We start from the raw sequence: 16,075 nt of genomic DNA, 5'->3' as shown, positions 1-16,075 counted from the left end.
CGAAGGATGCGGCCGGGCGATTAGTCTGATAAGAAGGACAAGCGAGAATGACTTGTTAAGCAGGAGCGGATAATGCGGTCCGGGCTCACCGAACTGGAGGCCGTGCTGGCCGTGGCTCGCCTCGGCAGCTTCCGCGCGGCCGCCGCAGCCCTGGAAGTCTCGACCTCTGCCGTCAGCCAGTCGGTGGCGGCGCTCGAAGCGCGCGTCGGCACGCGGCTCTTCCACCGCACCACTCGCAGCGTCCGCCTGACCGAGGCCGGCGAGCGGTTCGTGGCGGAGGTCGGACCGGCCATGGCGGACATCCGTGGCGCACTGGAGCGCGCCAGCGAGGAGGGCGGCGCCCCGACGGGGACGCTGCGGCTCAATGCGTCGGCGGGCGCGGCCCAACTCGTCATGCGCCCGTACCTGGTCCCGTACCTCAGGAAGTACCCGGGCGTGCACCTGGATCTGGTCACCGAGGAACGCTTGATCGACATCGTGCGCGAAGGGTTCGACGCAGGCTTTCGCACCACCGACATCGTGCCTGGCGACATGGTCGCCGTGCCGTTCGGACCGCCGATCCGCTTTGCCGTGGTCGGCTCGCCCGATTATTTCGCACGGCACGGCAGGCCTGTCGCGCCGACGGATCTGATGCAGCACGCGTGCATCCGGGCGCGCATGCCGGCCGGTCATATCTATCGCTGGGACTTCGCACGCCGCGGGGAATCGTTGGCGGTCGACGTCCGCGGTCCGCTGACGCTGGACGAACCGCGCCTCATGCTCGAAGCGGCACTGGCGGGGCTCGGCATCACCTACCTTGCCGAATTCCACGTGACCGACTCCCTGGCCGCGGGGACGCTCGAGCGCGTATTGGAGGAGTGGACGCCGCCGTTCGATCGATTGTGCCTCTACTATCCCGGCAGGCGGCACGTGCCCGCGCCTTTGCGGGCCCTGGCCGAGCTGATCAGGGAGACGGGCTGAGCGCATGGGCCAAGGGTCATGGCAAACCTTTCCGGTTCGGCAGGCATCCTTACCGCAAGTTCCCACGTCCCCGGACCCACCATGCGTTCTCGCTCCATCCTTGCCGCCCTCCTGGGCCTCGTCGTCGCTCCCGCGTACGCCGAGGTGACGATCGACGGGCACATCGATCCCGCGGAATGGGCAGGCGCGAAACACATCGTCGACTTCCGGCAGACACAGCCGTTGACCGGGAAGCCCGGTAGCCGGCCGACCGAGGCGTGGATCCTGTCGACACCCAAAGGCCTCGCCGTGGCGATCCGGGCCACGCAGCCGGACGACGGAACGCGATCGCGCCAGCAGACCCGCCGGGACGAGAATGCCCTGGTCGATCGCGTCAACGTGATGGTCGACTTCAACGGCGACGGCCGCGTCGGCTACGACTTCGAGGTGAAGTCGCAGGGCGGTATCGCGGACGAAGTGATCACGAACGAGTCCGACTTCAGCTACGACTGGGACGGCCGTTGGGACCATGCCGTGAGCGAGGACGCCGAGGGCTATTCCGTCGAGGTGCTGATCCCCTGGTACATCGCACCGATGCGCAAGGCGGATGGCGGCGAGCGCACCATCGGTCTCTACATCGATCGCGTGGTCGGCAGCACCGGCGAACGCATGGGATGGCCGACGATCACTTTCGACCAGGGGCGTTTCCTTTCCAGTTTCCAGCGCGTGCAGCTACCGGCGTATTCGCAGTCGCTGTTCGCCGTGACGCCGTACGTGGTGGGCAGGGTCGATCGCGCCAACGGCGGCGCGTCGTTCGAACAGGGTGCCGACATTCTCTGGAAGCCCAACGGCCAGACCCAGCTCACGGCCACGATCAATCCCGATTTCGGCCAGGTGGAGAGCGACGATCTGGTCGTCAACTTCTCCCCCGAGGAAACCTTCTTCACCGACAAGCGCCCGTTCTTCACCGAGAACCAGGGCATCTTCGACTTCAGCCTCCTGGACGATTATTCGCAGCTCGTCTATACGCGGCGGGTCGGGGGCGAATCGGACGACGGTCACGGCCCGGCCGACATCTCGGCGGCGGTGAAGGTCAACGGCAGCGTCGGTTCGACGAACTACGGCATCCTCACGGCGCAGGAGAAGGGTGACGCGGGACGCAGCTTCGGTGCCTTCCGGCTGAGCCAGAACGTCGGTACGCAGACGTTCGGCATGCTCGCCACGCGAGTGAACCATCCGTACCTCGATCGCGATGCGAACGTGCTCGGCTTCGACCACCGCTGGCAGCCCAACGCGGACTTCACCATCACCAGCAACGTGGTGGGCAGCAAGATCGACCAGCCGAACGCGGACACGTCAGGCCTCGGCGCGACCAGCATCGCGTATTGGCAGATGAACGACGTCTGGGCGCAGCAGTGGTTGGGCATGTACTTCGGCCGCCGGCTGGACATCGACGACTTCGGCTACCTGCCGCGCAACAACATGGAATACCTGCACTGGGAGGTGCGGCGTCGCCTGACGGGGCTGCCCGCCGACTCGGCGTACACCTCGCACATGTGGCAGTACCGCATCTCTGGCGCGAACAACACCCAGGGCCTCGCCATCAGCCGCCGCTTCCGCATCGTGCGTGACAGCCGGCGCCGGGACGGCGGCGAGGAAGAGTGGCGGCTGGATGCGTTCACCGCCGCCTTCGACGACTTGCTCACCCGCGGCGGACATCCGCTGCACACGCCGCCCACCGCAAAGCTGATGTACGACCGTACGCGCCCACGCGTCGGCCGCTGGGCGTGGGAGGCCGAAGGCTATGTCACCGGCAACCAGCTCACCGGCTACCACCGCCTCGGCTACTACTTCAAGTTCACGCCCACGTACTTCATCACCGACGCTTTCAGCGTGTTCTTCGGCAGCAGCTACGAGTGGACCCCGAACTGGCTGATCTGGCAGGGACACGACAACCTGCTGGGTTCCTACGACGGGCGCACCGTCGGCATCGACAGCGGCCTGAACTGGAACCTCAGCAACCGGCAGGAACTGCGGGTGAAGCTGCAGACGCTGGCAGTGGGCGCGAAGCTGCGCGACACGCTCGAGGTGACCCCGAGCGGCGGCACCGTCCACAGCGACGAACCGGTGGACGGCCTCGGCGTGGCCAACCTGGGCTTCCAGATCCGCTATCGCTACGAGATCGCGCCGTTGTCCGACCTCTACATCGTCTATAACCGCGGCGGTTACGTCGACGACACGGATGACGATGTGGGCTCGCAGTTCCGCCAGGGCTTCAGCCTGAAGGACGTGAACGAGGGACTGGTCAAAGTGGCCTACCGCCTCGAATTCTGACGCCAGGAAAAGTAGAGCCCGGCTTCACATCGCCTATGGCATTCCTCCGGACAAGGACGGTCCGCGGAGAGCCTTGTGCCACATCGAGAAAACCCCGTGCCGGGGCGCAGCATCGGCGAGCACGGTGTCATCGGGAACCAGGACACCATCGCGCTCGTCGCGAGCGACGGCACGATCGATTTCCTGTGCTGGCCGCACCTGGATAGTCCGTCGGTTTTCGCGGCACTCCTGGATCCCGAGAAAGGCGGCGAGTTTTCGATCACCCCGGTGCTCGAGGACGCGCGCCGCATCCAGCTCTACATTCCAGAGACGAACGTGCTGGTCACCCGCTGGATGGCCGACGACGGCAGCGTGGAACTCACGGATTTCATGCCGCATCCGGAGGCGGGCGTGCGCCTTCCACGCAGTCTCGTTCGATGCGTTCGCGTGTCGCGGGGAAAGGTAAAGGTGCGCGCCTGTTGCCGGCCGCGGCTCGATTACGCGTCCCGCACACCCGAAGCCCAGGAATACGGCGATACCGTCGTGTTCCACGATGGGGCGCACTCCCTGCGCCTTGGCGCGTCGGTGCCCCTCGTAACGGACGACGGCGAGGCGCGCGCGGAGTTCGAGCTAACGGTCGGCGACAGCGCGTGGTTCGTGGTGTGCGACGAGGAATGCGATCCGCTGGATGCCAGGGAGTGTGCTGCTGCACTGGAGGCCACGGCCGACGCCTGGCGCCGCTGGACACGCCGGTCGAACTATCGCGGGCGCTGGCGGGAACACGTGGATCGCTCCGCCCTCGTACTCAAGCTGCTCGTCTCGCACGAGCATGGTTCGATCGCCGCCGCCGGGACCTTCGGCCTGCCGGAGGCGACCGGTGCTTCACGCAACTGGGACTACCGCGCGAGCTGGATGCGCGACGCGTCGTTCACCGTTTACGCCTTCATGCGCCTGGGCTACGTGGATGAGGCGGAGCACTTCCGCCAATGGTCTGAAGAACGGTTCATGGAGCTCGCGGACGGCGCGGCGCTACGCGTCACATACGCGCTCGACGGGAGCGAGGCACTGAAGGAATCGACGCTGGACCACCTTGCCGGTTATGCCGGTTCGCGACCGGTGCGCATCGGCAACGCCGCCCGGTCGCAGACGCAGTTGGACATCTTCGGCGAACTGCTCGACAGCATCTACCTGTCGAACAAGTATGGAAGAGCGATCAGCCATGCCGGGTGGGCGCACGTGAAGCGTCTTGTCGACCACGTATGCGCGCACTGGCGCGACGCCGATGAAGGGATGTGGGAAGTGCGCGACAAGCCGCGTCATTTCCTGCACTCGCGCCTGATGTGCTGGGTGGCGCTCGATCGCGCGGTGCGCCTCGCACGCAAGCGCTCGCTGCCAGGAACCGTCGTCGAATGGGCGACGGAACGCGATCGCATTTCGGATGACATCTGGACGAACTTCCGTCACCCGGAGCATGGCTACTTCGTCCAGACCAAGGGAGGCCGCGACCTGGACGCCGCGGCACTCATGATGCCGCTCGTACGCTTCGTTTCCGCCACCGATCCGGTGTGGTTGAAGACACTGGACGCGATTGGCGAGCAACTCACCGACGACGGCATGGTCTTCCGTTACCGCAACGCGGACGGCCTCGAAGGCGGTGAGGGCGCATTCACCACGTGCACGTTCTGGTACGTCGAATGCCTCGCTCGCGCGGGCCGCCTCGAGGAGGCCCGCGACGTGATGGCGCGGGGCGTTCACTACGCGAATCACCTCGGCCTGTTTTCCGAGGAACTGAGTGTCCGGGCAGAGCCTTTGGGAAACTTTCCCCAGGCGCTCACCCACCTGGCCTTCATCAGCGCCGCGTACTACCTCGACCGGCGCCTTTCCAGTCCGCAGGGTGAGGTCTGGCAGCCTTAGTGGCCGTCAGACCTCGTTCTCGTCGGGGCCGATGAACTCGATCGCCGCCTCACGGGTGCCGGCCGTCTCCTCGGCGATCTCGCGGACGCGTTCGCCGATCTTGTCATTGGGAACCTCCACTTCGAGGGTGTAGGTCCTCGAACTCATGTCGTCCGAGAGGTTCTGCGAACTCGAATCGTCGCGGAAGTCGCTCATGAAGTCGTCGACTTCCTCGACCCGCTCGATCCTGTCGATGCCGTGGATGGCGGTCATGACATCGTCGAACACGTCGCGGTCGCCGGTGATGCGGAGCTGGATGCGGGGCATGGAATCCTCCTTGGCGGGTGGCTGTCGATGCTGGCGCGCGGCATGTATGCCGGAAGTGTACGCCGCGGCTACCATGGTCGTTTTCGACGGCCGCGCCCATGCCAAAGACCTACGACCAGGCCTACTTCGACAAGTGGTACCGCAGCGCCGGGCACGCGGTGCGTTCGCCCGCCGAGCTCCGGCGCAAGGTGGCGATGGTGCTCGGCCAGGCCGAGTTCTACCTCGGTCGCCCGGTGCGGAACGTCCTCGACGTGGGCTGCGGCGAGGCGCCGTGGCGCGCCGAACTCCGTCGCCTGCGGCCGGGCATCGCGTACCGGGGCCTCGAAGCCAGCGAGTACGCCGTGGCGCGCTACGGCCGCTCGCGCAACATCGGCTATGCGCGCTTTGGACAACTGGCCGAACTCCGCTTCGACGAACGCTTCGACCTCATCGTCTGCACCGACGTGCTGCACTACCTGAAGCCTGCCGAGATCAAGGCGGGCCTGTCGGGCATCGGGGAAATGGTCGAGGGCCTGGCTTTTCTCGAGGTATACACCCGCGAGGACGATCCGGGCGGCGACCGCGAAGGATTCTTCGGACGGCCGGCTCGCTGGTACCGCGAGGCGTTCGCCGACGCAGGACTGATCCCTGTCGGCTCCCAGTGTTATGCCAGCCCCCGGCTGGCGCGCCACGTCGCCTCGCTCGAGCGCCTCTAGGAGGCAGCCGTCGCCGTGAACCAGGCGATGGTCGCCAGCGCGTTGTTGGCGGCGTGGGCGACGAAGGAGGGCCAGATCGAGCCGCTGCGCACGCGCAGCCAGGCACAGAACAGGCCCACCAGAACCAGGTTCGGCACCGCGTACCAAAGCCAGGCCAGGTCGGGCAGGTGCACCGTGCCGAAGATAACCGCCGAGAGGCCGATGGCCCAGCCGTCACCCAGGCGGGTGCGCAGGATGGAGAGCAGGGCGCCCCGGAACAGCAGTTCCTCGACGGCGGGGCCGATGAGGACCACCACAGGCAACAGCGCCACGCGCATGCCGACGTGGGCCTTGTCGGCGATATCGCTCACCGCCTGGCTCACGGCGTGCTCGCCGGCCAGGAACTGGGTCAGCAGTCCGCCGATGACCGGAGCGGCGATGCCCAACGCCGTCCCCAAGGCGATGAAGCGCCCGGGAGGCGCGGTGAAGCCCAGTCCCGCGGGACCGGGGTCCATGGCGCGCCCCGGCCCCCAGCGCCGGACCAGCAGCCAGGAGACGAGGAAGGCGGAGCAGATCACCGTGAGGATCACCACCACGATCAGCCGGTCGGGAGCCTGGGGCACCGTATCCGGGAACGTCCGGGCCAGCTGCATCGAGATGCCGCCGAACAGCCCGGCAAAGGCGAACTGCATGGCGAAATAGGCCGCGATGCAGAGGATCGTCTCGACGACGCCCGGTGGGCGCGAGGCCGTCTCCGTGGCGGGCGAGGGGGAGGAAGGAAGGTAGTCGTGGGTCATGCGGCACCCTAGCCGACGGACCGCGAGGCCCGCAACGACGCTTCCGGCACAGGCGGTCACGGTCGCCCTGTATAGTTGACCGTCCCTAGAGGAGGAAACGTGGCGCCACGACGCGCCGTCCCATGTTCGCATTCGACTGGCTAGCCGACCCTTCGGCCTGGGCGGGTCTTCTCACGTTGATCGTGCTGGAGATCGTGCTCGGTATCGACAATCTCGTCTTCGTCGCGATCCTCGCCGACAAGCTCCACGCCCGCCAGCGCGACCACGCGCGCCTCATGGGCCTCGGTCTCGCGCTGATCATGCGCCTGTGCCTGCTCGCCGCCATGTCCTGGCTTGTGACACTCACGCGGCCGCTGTTCGAGTGGCGCGGCTTCGGCTTGTCCTGGCGCGACCTGATCCTGATCGTCGGCGGCGCGTTCTTGTTGTTCAAGGCCACGCTCGAACTGCACGAGCGGCTCGAGGCCTCCGAGCACGACGAGGGCGAGCAGCGGCGCCGGGCCAGCTTCTGGCTGGTGGTGGCGCAGATCGTCGTCCTCGACGCCGTCTTCTCGCTCGACTCGGTGATCACCGCCGTGGGCATGGTCGACCACCTGTCGATCATGATGATCGGCGTCGTCGTCGCCATGGCCCTGATGATCACGGCGAGCAAGCCGCTCACGGTGTTCGTCAACGCGCGGCCGACGGTGATCATCCTCTGCCTGTCCTTCCTGCTGATGATCGGTTTCAGTCTCATCGCGGAAGGCTTCGGCTTCCACATACCCAAGGGTTACCTGTACGCCGCCATTGGTTTCTCGATCATGATCGAGGTGTTCAACCAGACGTTGCGGCGCAATCGGCGCCGTTCGCTCCTGGTCGGGGGCCGCCTCATGCGCGACCGAACAGCGAAGGCGGTTTTGCGCCTGCTCGGCGGCAAGGCGGACGACGAGTCCGATGCCGGCAAGGGCGAGGCCGTGCCGGAACCCGCGGAGACGGCGATCTTCGGCAAGGACGAACTGGAGATGGTCCAGGGCGTGCTCGACCTGTCGCAGCGGCCGGTCCGCTCGATCATGACGCCCCGCACCGAGATCGTCTGGGTCGATCCCGACGAGGATCTTTCGGTCCTCTTCAGCGAGGCACGTGAGTCGTCGCACCACTGGATGCTGGTGGCGCGCGGCGACCTCGATGCGCTGGTCGGCGTGGTGTCCTCGCGCGACCTGCTTGCCAGCCTCAACGACCACGGTCGCCTCGACACCGAACGCTTCGTCCGCAAGCCGATCACGGTGCTGGAGTCGCTGAGTGTCCTCCGCCTGATCGACGAGTTCCGTCGCGCGCCGCTCCAGGTGGCGCTGGTCGTGGACGAGTACGGCAGCATCCTTGGCCTGGTGACGCCGGCCGACGTGCTGGAGGTGATCGCGGGGGAATTCCCGAACGAGACCCGCGAGGGCGATCCGTCCGCCGTCAGCGAGCCGGACGGCGCCTGGCTGCTCGACGCCAGCCTCGACGCACGTCGCGTGGAGCACCTGCTCGGCCACCGCCTGCCAGGCGCGGCGGATGCCAGCTTCTCCACCCTTGCAGGCTTCGTCCTCCAGCAGCTAGGCCGCCTGCCCAGCGCCGGCGATCGCTTCGTGACCGACGGGCTCTCGTTCGAGGTCACCGCGATGGAGGGCGCACGCATCCAGCGCGTGCGCGTGATGGCACTTGCCCGCGCCGAAGACTGACCGGCGGGGCCCACCGAGCTACAGCGTGGAAGGGCGCGCCTTGAACCGACGCTTTCCGGTCACGCGCCCGTGGCGTCTTCCGCGGGCGTCGCGTTGTTCTCCATGATGGCCATGCCGATGCCGCCGGCCGCCATCAGCATGAGTACGGCCCAGGCGAGCATCGAGACGATGTAGCCGGGACCGCGGCGCGTCGGGTCGCGCAGGTAGGCCAGCGCGTACCACACGCGTCCGGCCAGCCAGACCAGTCCGGCAATGCCCGCCCACAGCGGGTCGACGTACTGCGACGCCAGCCACAGCGCCGGGATGAACATCACGGCGTTCTCGAGCGTGTTCATCTGCACCCGCCAGGCCCGCTCGAAGGCGGGGTCGCCCGAGATGGACGGCGCCTTGATGCCATAACGTTCACGGGCACGGCCTACCATCCAGACCGTGGCGAACATCAGGAGCAGGGTCAACAGGGTGACGACGGCGGGGAGCTGGCTGGTCATGGCGGATCCGGGGACGACTTGACCGCGGATTCTACCGGCAACCGTCCATGCGATCATGTTTACCGCGTCTCGCTTGGGACGCCTAACGGGAGGATGGGCCATGCTCTGGCAGAAAGGCCGTAGAAGCGACAACGTGGAAGACGCCGGCGCAGGGCGTGGCGGCGGGCCATCCTTCGGGGGCCGCGGCCTGGGCCTGGGCGGCATCGTCATCCTGGCGATCCTCGGCCTGGTGTTCTTCAAGGACCCCACGGCGCTGCTGGGCCAGGGCGATCCCGGTGCCGCGCAGGCACCGCAAACCCAGCAGGCGCCGCACCAGGCGGCGGCGAATGACCCGCAGGTGGACTTCGTACGTGCGATCTTGGGCGAGACCGAGGACACATGGGGCGAAATATTCGCGGCCAACGGACAGCAATACGAGCAGCCGAAGCTCGTGCTGTTCCGCAACGGCGTGCGCACGGCTTGCGGATCCGCGTCGTCGGCTGTCGGTCCGTTCTATTGCCCGGGCGATCACAAGGTCTACCTCGACCTTGGCTTCTTCCAGGAGATGCAGGCGCGCTTTCGCGAGTCGGGCGACTTCGCTCGTGCCTATGTCATCGCGCACGAGGTGGGCCACCACGTGCAAAACCTCGTCGGCGTGTTCGATAAGGTGAGCGATGCGCGACGGCGCGGTGCGAGCCTGGAAGGCGCATCCGGTCTTTCCGTGCGCCAGGAACTGCAGGCCGATTGCTTTGCGGGGGTGTGGGCCAACCACTCGCAGCAGCGGCAGCATTGGCTGCAGGAAGGCGACATCGAGTCGGCGATCAACGCGGCGACCGCCATCGGCGACGACGCATTGCAGGAACAGTCCCAGGGCAGGGTGGTCCCGGATTCCTTCACCCACGGCACGTCGGCGCAGCGCGTGCGCTGGTTCCGCACCGGGCTGGATAGCGGCGATGTCGGCAAGTGCAACACGTTCTCGGGCCCGATCTGACCCATGACACATCCCTGCCTGCGCTGCGGCGCATGCTGCGCGACCTATCGCGTCGCCTTCCATTGGCTTGAAACCGACACGGCCGGCGGGATCACGCCGGCCGCGCTCACCGAACACCTCGACCCGCATCGCGTGGCGATGCACGGCACGAACGCGTATGAGCCGCGCTGCAAGTCGCTCGTGGGCGAGGTGGGTGTCGCCGCGCACTGCGGCGTCTACGACGTGCGGCCGTCGCCCTGCCACGACCTGAAGCCGGCGTGGGAAGACGGCACGCCGAGCCCGCAATGCGACAAGGCCCGCCTGCGACACGGCATGCAGCCGCTGACGCCCGAGGACTTCCTGTAGGAGCCGATAGCGGCGAGGGAATCCACCCTTGCCGCTTCATCGCTTCGTGGGCTTCTCGCCGCTATAGCGGCTCCCACATTTTTTAGGAATCGCGCTTGCGACGTGGCGGCTTGCCACCGCTCGGGCGCGGGCCCGACGGGCGGAAGTTACCGCGCGGGCGTTGCGCCGGGGCACCGCTCTGCGGAGCCTCCGTGCCGTCCCATTCGCGGATCTTCAGCTGCTGCTGCGCGACCCACACCTTCTTCAGGTGGTTGAACGTCTCCGCGGGCATGCCGTCCGGAAGGTCGATCAGGCTGTAGTCGTCGCGGATGCTGACGCGACCGATGAACTTCGCCTCGACGCCACCTTCGTTGGCGATGGCGCCCACGATGTTGCCCGGCTTCACGCCGTGCTCGTGGCCGACTTCGATGCGGTAGGTGCGCTTGCCGTTCTCGGTGACGTGCGGACGCGGCTGGCGCATGCCTTCGCGAACGGGACGACGGTCGCTGAAGTCGCCGCCGTCACGGGGCGAACGGTCGCGATCGAAATCGCGCTGCGGCCGTTCGCGGTCGTACTCGCGGGGCGGACGCTCGGTGTATTCACGCTTGGCCGGCGGTTCGAGCAGCAACGGCTGCTCGCCCTGGGCGATGCGCGCGAGCGCGGCCGCGATCTCGATCGCCGGCACGTTGTGCTCCTGCTCGAACTTCTCCACCAGCTGCTGGAACAGGCCCAGGTCGCCCGTGGCCAGCGTATCGGTGATGCGCTGGTTGAACTTGTTCACGCGGGTGTCGTTCACCGCTTCGATCGTGGGCAGCTGCATCTGTTCGATGGGCTGGCGCGTGGCGCGTTCGATCTGGCGGAGCAGGTTCTTCTCTCGCGGCGTGACGAAGAGAATCGCCTCGCCACTGCGGCCCGCGCGACCGGTGCGGCCGATGCGGTGCACGTACGACTCGGTGTCGTGCGGGATGTCGTAATTGAGCACGTGGCTGATGCGCTCCACGTCGAGGCCGCGCGCGGCGACGTCGGTGGCGATCAGGATGTCGAGCTTGCCCGTCTTGAGCTGGTCGATCACGCGCTCGCGCTGTGCCTGGGCGATGTCGCCGTTGATGGCGGCAGCCGCGAAGCCGCGCGCCTGCAACTTGCTGGCGAGTTCTTCCGTCGCCGACTTGGTGCGCGCGAAGACGATCATCGCATCGAAGCTCTCGGCCTCGAGGATGCGCGTGAGCGCATCGAGCTTGTGCACGCCGCTGACCCACCAGTAGCGCTGGCGGATGTTCGCCGCGGTGGTGGTCTTGTTCTTGATCGTGACCTCGGACGGGTCCTTCAGGTACGTCTGCGCGATGCGGCGGATGGGCGCCGGCATGGTCGCGGAGAACAGCGCCACCTGGCGACCGGCGGGCGTGGCCTGGAGCAGTTTCTCGACGTCGTCGATGAAGCCCATGCGAAGCATTTCGTCCGCTTCGTCGAGCACCATGAAGCGCAGGCCGGAAAGATCCAGCGTGCCCTTGTCGAGGTGGTCGATGACGCGGCCCGGCGTACCGACGATCACCTGCGCGCCGCGCTTCAGGCCCTGCAACTGCGGGCCGTAGCTCTGGCCGCCATAGATCGGCAGCACCTGGAAGCCGGGCAGGTAGGTGGCGTACTTCTGGAAGGCTTCCGCGACCTGGATCGCCAGCTCGCGCGTCGGCGCGAGGACGAGCGCCTGCGGCTTGTTGCCGGGCTTCAGGTCGATGCGTGACAGGATGGGCAGCGCGAACGCGGCGGTCTTGCCGGTGCCGGTCTGCGCCTGGCCGATCACGTCGCGGCCTTCGAGCAAGGCCGGGATGGTGGCGGCCTGGATGGGGGAGGGGGTTTCATAGCCCACCTCGGTCAGCGCGCGCACGACGTTGGCGTCGAGGGCAAGCGCGCTGAAACCGGGCAGGGCCGGAGCGGATTCGGTATCGGGGGATGACATGGCGACCTCAGGGAGGGGCGCGGCGGCGACATTCGGCGCCGGGCAGTACGCCTATTGTAGCAGCGATGGAAGCGCTTCGCCGTGGGCGGTGGTCGCATGTCGCGTCGGCGCTACACTCTTCGGTCAGCTTTTCGTAAGGAACGGGTGCCATGACTGACATCGAGACGGTTTCGGAACAGCGTTGCTTCGGCGGCGTCCAGGGCTTTTATTCCCATGTGTCGGAGGCCTGCGGCGGCCACATGCGCTTCGCCGTCTACATGCCCCCCGCCGCCGAAAACGGACCGGTCCCGCTGGTGTGGTTCCTGGCGGGGCTCACCTGTACCGCCGAGACCTTCACGATCAAGGCCGGTGCCCAGCGCCTGGCCTCGGAGCTGGGGCTGGCGCTCGCGATGCCCGACACGAGCCCGCGCGAGACGGGCTTGCCGGGCGCAACGGGCGACTGGGAATTCGGTGAAGGCGCCGGCTTCTACCTCGATGCCACGGAGGCGCCGTGGGACGCGCGGTTCCGCATGTACAGCTACGTGGTGGACGAGCTGCCACGCCTGGTCGCAGGACGTTTCCCCCTCGACATGGGGCGGCAAGGGATCTTCGGTCACTCGATGGGCGGCCACGGCGCCCTGACCGTCGCCTTGCGCAATCCCGGCCGCTTCCGTTCGGTATCGGCATTCGCACCCATCGTCGCCCCGGCGGTCGTGCCATGGGGGCAGAAGGCCTTCACGCGCTACCTCGGCGAGGACAGGAAGGCGTGGGAGCGCTACGACGCCACCGCCCTCGTGAACGGCGGCGCGCGCTTCGACGGCACGATCCTCATCGACCAGGGCGAGGCCGACGGTTTCCTCGTGAACCAGTTGCAGCCACAGCGCTTCGAAGCGGCTTGCGAGGAAGCGGGGCAGCCGCTCGAGCTGCGCATGCACCCGGGGTACGACCACAGCTACTACTTCATCCAGACCTTTGTGGAAGACCATCTCCGCCACCATGCGAAAGCACTCGCCGCATGAGCGAACCGATCCGCATGCGCACCGCGCGCACGGTGATCCGCCTGCTCGATGCGGACGAAGCGGAGCTGCTGCTGCGTTACCGCCTCGAAAATCGCGAGCACCTCGCGCCGTGGGAACCGCTGCGCACCGAATCGCATTATTCGCTGGACGGTTGCCGGCAGGCGATCGAGGCGGGCCTGGAAGCGGCACGCGGCGACCGCGGTTATCCCTTCGTCGTGCTCAGTCCGGATGGAGCCGAGGTGCTGGGGAGTTTCACCTTCGCCAATGTCGTGCGCGGCGTCTTCCAGGCGTGTCATCTCGGCTACGGCATCGCGAGCCGGCACGAAGGGAAGGGCCTCATGGGCGAGGCCCTCGATGCGGCATTGCGCTATGCCTTCGGACCGCTGGATTTCCATCGCGTGATGGCCAACTACATGCCGCGTAACGAACGCAGCGGCCTTCTCCTCGCGCGCCTCGGCTTCGAGAAGGAAGGCTATGCGAAGCGCTACTTGAAGATCGACGGGCTATGGGAGGACCACGTCCTCACCGCGAAGATCAGAACGCAGGGCTGAGCGGCGTCGCATCTTGCGGCGCGGCGCGGTATTCGGCCGCGAACATCGCACGCCAGGCGCCGCGCTCGTCCCAGGCGAGCAGGAGGTAGATCGCCAGCACCGCGAGGTGCGGCCCGATCGTGTGGCCTTCGGTGACGAAGTGGTAGCCGAAGATGACCACGACGGGTGCGGCCAACAGGAGCAGCGCGAGGGGTACGAGCCGTGCCGCCATGAGCGCCACGCCGGCGTAGACGAAGACCACGCCGATGAGCGGCATGACGAAGCCGCTGGCTTCGAGTCCCGCCATGAACGCCCGGCCGGCAGCTGTATGCGGAGCCGGCGGCTGCCAGAAGCCGAAGATGTGGTTCAGGCCGGAAAACGTGAAGAACGCGCCGAAGGCCGTGCGCAGCACGGCGACGCTAAAGCGGTGGAGTCGGGACATGCGGGGTGCTTACCTGGGTCGGATGACCTGCCATCCCGCATGATCCCGATTGCCGCATGGGCGGACCATTGCCCATGCGGCTAGTCCGTTCAGGGTGCGTTTACGCCTTGTTCGTGGCGGGGCCGCGACGCTGGCGACGGCGCTTGTGGCTGCCGGTGCTCTCGCCGCTGCCCGCCGCCGCATGGCCGTGCGGACGGTGCGACGGGGAACGAACGCCGCCGTTGCCACCCTGGCGCGCTTGACCGTTGCCGCCGGGGCGGCCCTGGCCGCCGCCCTGCTGCGAACGCGGCTGGCGCTGCTGCTGCTTCGGACGCGGTGCGCCCGCATCGAGACGCAGCGGCGTGCTTGGCTCGTAGCCGGCCATGTCGCGGATCGCGAGGTCGGTCTTCAACAGGCGGCCGATGTCGCGCAACAGGCCCGACTCGTCGTGGCTGACCAGCGAGATCGCTTGGCCTTCGGCACCCGCGCGGCCGGTGCGGCCGATGCGGTGCACGTAATCTTCCGCGACCATTGGCAGGTCGAAGTTGATCACGACCGGGAGCTGGTCGATGTCGATGCCGCGCGCCGCGATGTCCGTCGCGACGAGCACGGTGACGCGACCGCTCTTGAAGTCGGAGAGCGCGCGCGTACGCGCGTTCTGGCTCTTGTTGCCGTGGATCGCGGCGGCACGGATGCCGGCCTGTTCCAGGTGGCGAACGAGCTTGTCGGCACCGTGCTTGGTACGGCCGAACACCAGCGTCTGGCGGCGGCTGTCCTGGGCGAGGATGTGCAGCAGCAGGTCGCGCTTGTTCGCCGCATCCACCGGATGCACCACGTGCGTGACCGTGTTGGCGACGGTGTTGGCGGGCGTGGTCGAGACCTCACGCGGCTCGCGCATGAACTGCTGGGCCAGTGCCTTGATCTCCGGCGCGAACGTGGCCGAGAACAACAGCGTCTGGCGCTGGCGCGGCACCGCGGCGAGGATGCGCTTGAGCGCCGGCAGGAAGCCCATGTCGAGCATGCGGTCGGCCTCGTCGAGGACGAGCACGTCCACCTTCGACAGGTCGACCGAACGCTGCTGCATGTGGTCGATCAGGCGGCCCGGCGTAGCGACGACGATGTCGACGCCGCGGCGCAGCGCCTGCAACTGGTTGCCCATGCCGACGCCACCGAAGATGACGGTGCTGGAAAGGCGCACGTACTTGCCGTAGTCGCGCAGGTTTTCCTGCACCTGGGCGGCGAGTTCGCGGGTGGGGGTGAGGATGAGGGCGCGGATCGGACGGCGACCCTCTGTACGTTCCTCGCGGGCGAGGCGATGGAGGACGGGTAGGGCGAAAGCGGCGGTCTTGCCGGTACCGGTCTGCGCGGCGGCCATCAGGTCGTGGCCCGCGAGGACCTCGGGAATGGCGGCGGACTGGATCGGCGTGGGCTTCTCATAGCCGGCCTCGGACAACGCGCGCAGCAACGCGGGCGCAAGGCCCAGCGAATCGAAAGACATGGAAAACTCCTGCGTGACTCGAGCGTTCCCTGGAACCGCGCTGCGAGTTATGGATTTGGCGGCCGCGAGCCATGACGAAGACAGCAGGCTGGCCGGTGTCGCGCGCGCTTCCGGGGGTGGGGGAACGGGCGGGAAAATCTCCACGCCGAGGGTCCGCAAGGGAGTCGGAGCGCAGGCACGACCCGTCAAGTATACCTTATTGCGGCGCACAATGGCGATTGCCGGGTGGCCTCGCCGCCATGGCGGCTCCTA

The 16,075-nt window shown here is 67.3% G+C and carries 15 protein-coding genes; 9 read left to right on the top strand and 6 right to left on the bottom strand.

Going from position 1 to position 16,075, the window contains the following annotated elements; all coding sequences use genetic code 11:
- Nucleotides 1–72: 72 nt before the first annotated feature.
- The 3 genes from ACQKIE_RS15855 to ACQKIE_RS15845 all read left to right on the top strand — a co-directional run bounded on the left by ACQKIE_RS15855 (nucleotide 73) and on the right by ACQKIE_RS15845 (nucleotide 5,166).
- Nucleotides 73–960, top strand: a complete 888-nt coding sequence (locus ACQKIE_RS15855) for a LysR family transcriptional regulator (protein WP_427460832.1) — start codon at nucleotides 73–75, stop codon at nucleotides 958–960.
- Between the two features lie 81 nt (nucleotides 961–1,041).
- Nucleotides 1,042–3,273 carry a DUF5916 domain-containing protein gene (locus ACQKIE_RS15850; RefSeq protein WP_427460830.1) on the top strand — a complete coding sequence of 744 codons (2,232 nt, stop codon included), beginning with the start codon at nucleotides 1,042–1,044 and terminating at the stop codon, nucleotides 3,271–3,273.
- 96 nt (nucleotides 3,274–3,369) lie between these two features.
- The gene (locus ACQKIE_RS15845) at nucleotides 3,370–5,166 is read left to right on the top strand and encodes a glycoside hydrolase family 15 protein (protein WP_427460829.1); all 1,797 of its coding nucleotides are present in this window, start codon (nucleotides 3,370–3,372) and stop codon (nucleotides 5,164–5,166) included.
- Between the two features lie 6 nt (nucleotides 5,167–5,172).
- Here the strand turns inward: ACQKIE_RS15845 and ACQKIE_RS15840 are convergent, their stop codons facing one another.
- The gene (locus ACQKIE_RS15840; RefSeq protein WP_427460827.1) at nucleotides 5,173–5,472 is read right to left on the bottom strand and encodes a hypothetical protein; all 300 of its coding nucleotides are present in this window, start codon (nucleotides 5,470–5,472) and stop codon (nucleotides 5,173–5,175) included.
- 98 nt (nucleotides 5,473–5,570) lie between these two features.
- Here ACQKIE_RS15840 and ACQKIE_RS15835 point away from each other — a divergent pair, with 98 nt between their 5' ends.
- The gene (locus ACQKIE_RS15835) at nucleotides 5,571–6,167 is read left to right on the top strand and encodes a class I SAM-dependent DNA methyltransferase (RefSeq protein ID WP_427460825.1); all 597 of its coding nucleotides are present in this window, start codon (nucleotides 5,571–5,573) and stop codon (nucleotides 6,165–6,167) included.
- Here the strand turns inward: ACQKIE_RS15835 and ACQKIE_RS15830 are convergent.
- A complete protein-coding gene (locus tag ACQKIE_RS15830; RefSeq protein ID WP_427460823.1) occupies nucleotides 6,164–6,943 on the bottom strand; it encodes a CPBP family intramembrane glutamic endopeptidase in 780 nt (259 codons plus the stop codon). The two genes, ACQKIE_RS15835 and ACQKIE_RS15830, sit on opposite strands and share 4 nt — an antisense overlap.
- Before the next feature lie 122 nt (nucleotides 6,944–7,065).
- On the opposite strand from ACQKIE_RS15830, the gene ACQKIE_RS15825 reads away from it, so the two are divergent.
- Nucleotides 7,066–8,640, top strand: coding sequence for a TerC family protein (locus ACQKIE_RS15825; protein WP_427460821.1), 1,575 nt, complete (start codon nucleotides 7,066–7,068; stop codon nucleotides 8,638–8,640).
- Nucleotides 8,641–8,699: 59 nt separating this feature from the next.
- Here the strand turns inward: ACQKIE_RS15825 and ACQKIE_RS15820 are convergent, their stop codons facing one another.
- A complete protein-coding gene (locus ACQKIE_RS15820; protein ID WP_427460819.1) occupies nucleotides 8,700–9,128 on the bottom strand; it encodes an MAPEG family protein in 429 nt (142 codons plus the stop codon).
- A gap of 100 nt (nucleotides 9,129–9,228) precedes the next feature.
- Here ACQKIE_RS15820 and ypfJ point away from each other — a divergent pair, with 100 nt between their 5' ends.
- Nucleotides 9,229–10,098: a KPN_02809 family neutral zinc metallopeptidase gene (gene ypfJ / locus ACQKIE_RS15815; RefSeq protein ID WP_427460817.1), complete on the top strand. Its 870-nt coding sequence runs from the start codon at nucleotides 9,229–9,231 to the stop codon at nucleotides 10,096–10,098.
- A gap of 3 nt (nucleotides 10,099–10,101) precedes the next feature.
- On the top strand, nucleotides 10,102–10,443 hold the full coding sequence (locus tag ACQKIE_RS15810; protein WP_427460815.1) for a YkgJ family cysteine cluster protein: 342 nt from the start codon (nucleotides 10,102–10,104) through the stop codon (nucleotides 10,441–10,443).
- Between the two features lie 82 nt (nucleotides 10,444–10,525).
- Here the strand turns inward: ACQKIE_RS15810 and ACQKIE_RS15805 are convergent, their stop codons facing one another.
- Nucleotides 10,526–12,376, bottom strand: coding sequence for a DEAD/DEAH box helicase (locus ACQKIE_RS15805; protein ID WP_427460813.1), 1,851 nt, complete (start codon nucleotides 12,374–12,376; stop codon nucleotides 10,526–10,528).
- Between the two features lie 149 nt (nucleotides 12,377–12,525).
- On the opposite strand from ACQKIE_RS15805, the gene fghA reads away from it, so the two are divergent.
- Nucleotides 12,526–13,374, top strand: a complete 849-nt coding sequence (fghA, locus tag ACQKIE_RS15800) for an S-formylglutathione hydrolase (RefSeq protein ID WP_427460811.1) — start codon at nucleotides 12,526–12,528, stop codon at nucleotides 13,372–13,374.
- Nucleotides 13,371–13,925 (top strand): ribosomal protein S5-alanine N-acetyltransferase, encoded by a 555-nt coding sequence (gene rimJ, locus ACQKIE_RS15795; protein WP_427460809.1) that lies wholly within the window; start codon nucleotides 13,371–13,373, stop codon nucleotides 13,923–13,925. Before fghA ends, rimJ begins: the two co-directional genes overlap by 4 nt.
- Here rimJ and ACQKIE_RS15790 read toward each other — a convergent pair.
- Together ACQKIE_RS15790 and ACQKIE_RS15785 are read right to left on the bottom strand one after the other, a co-directional pair.
- Entirely contained in the window at nucleotides 13,909–14,346 is a 438-nt protein-coding gene (locus tag ACQKIE_RS15790) for a hypothetical protein (RefSeq protein WP_427460807.1), read from the bottom strand. The two genes, rimJ and ACQKIE_RS15790, sit on opposite strands and share 17 nt — an antisense overlap.
- A gap of 100 nt (nucleotides 14,347–14,446) precedes the next feature.
- The gene (locus tag ACQKIE_RS15785; RefSeq protein ID WP_427460805.1) at nucleotides 14,447–15,823 is read right to left on the bottom strand and encodes a DEAD/DEAH box helicase; all 1,377 of its coding nucleotides are present in this window, start codon (nucleotides 15,821–15,823) and stop codon (nucleotides 14,447–14,449) included.
- Between the last annotated feature and the right edge of the window lie 252 nt (nucleotides 15,824–16,075).

This window comes from Luteibacter sp. NPDC031894, from assembly GCF_050273135.1.
Taxonomy (GTDB): Bacteria; Pseudomonadota; Gammaproteobacteria; order Xanthomonadales; family Rhodanobacteraceae; genus Luteibacter.
The sequence above is the reverse complement of the archived record's forward strand: the minus strand, read 5'-3'. Positions and strand labels throughout refer to the sequence as shown.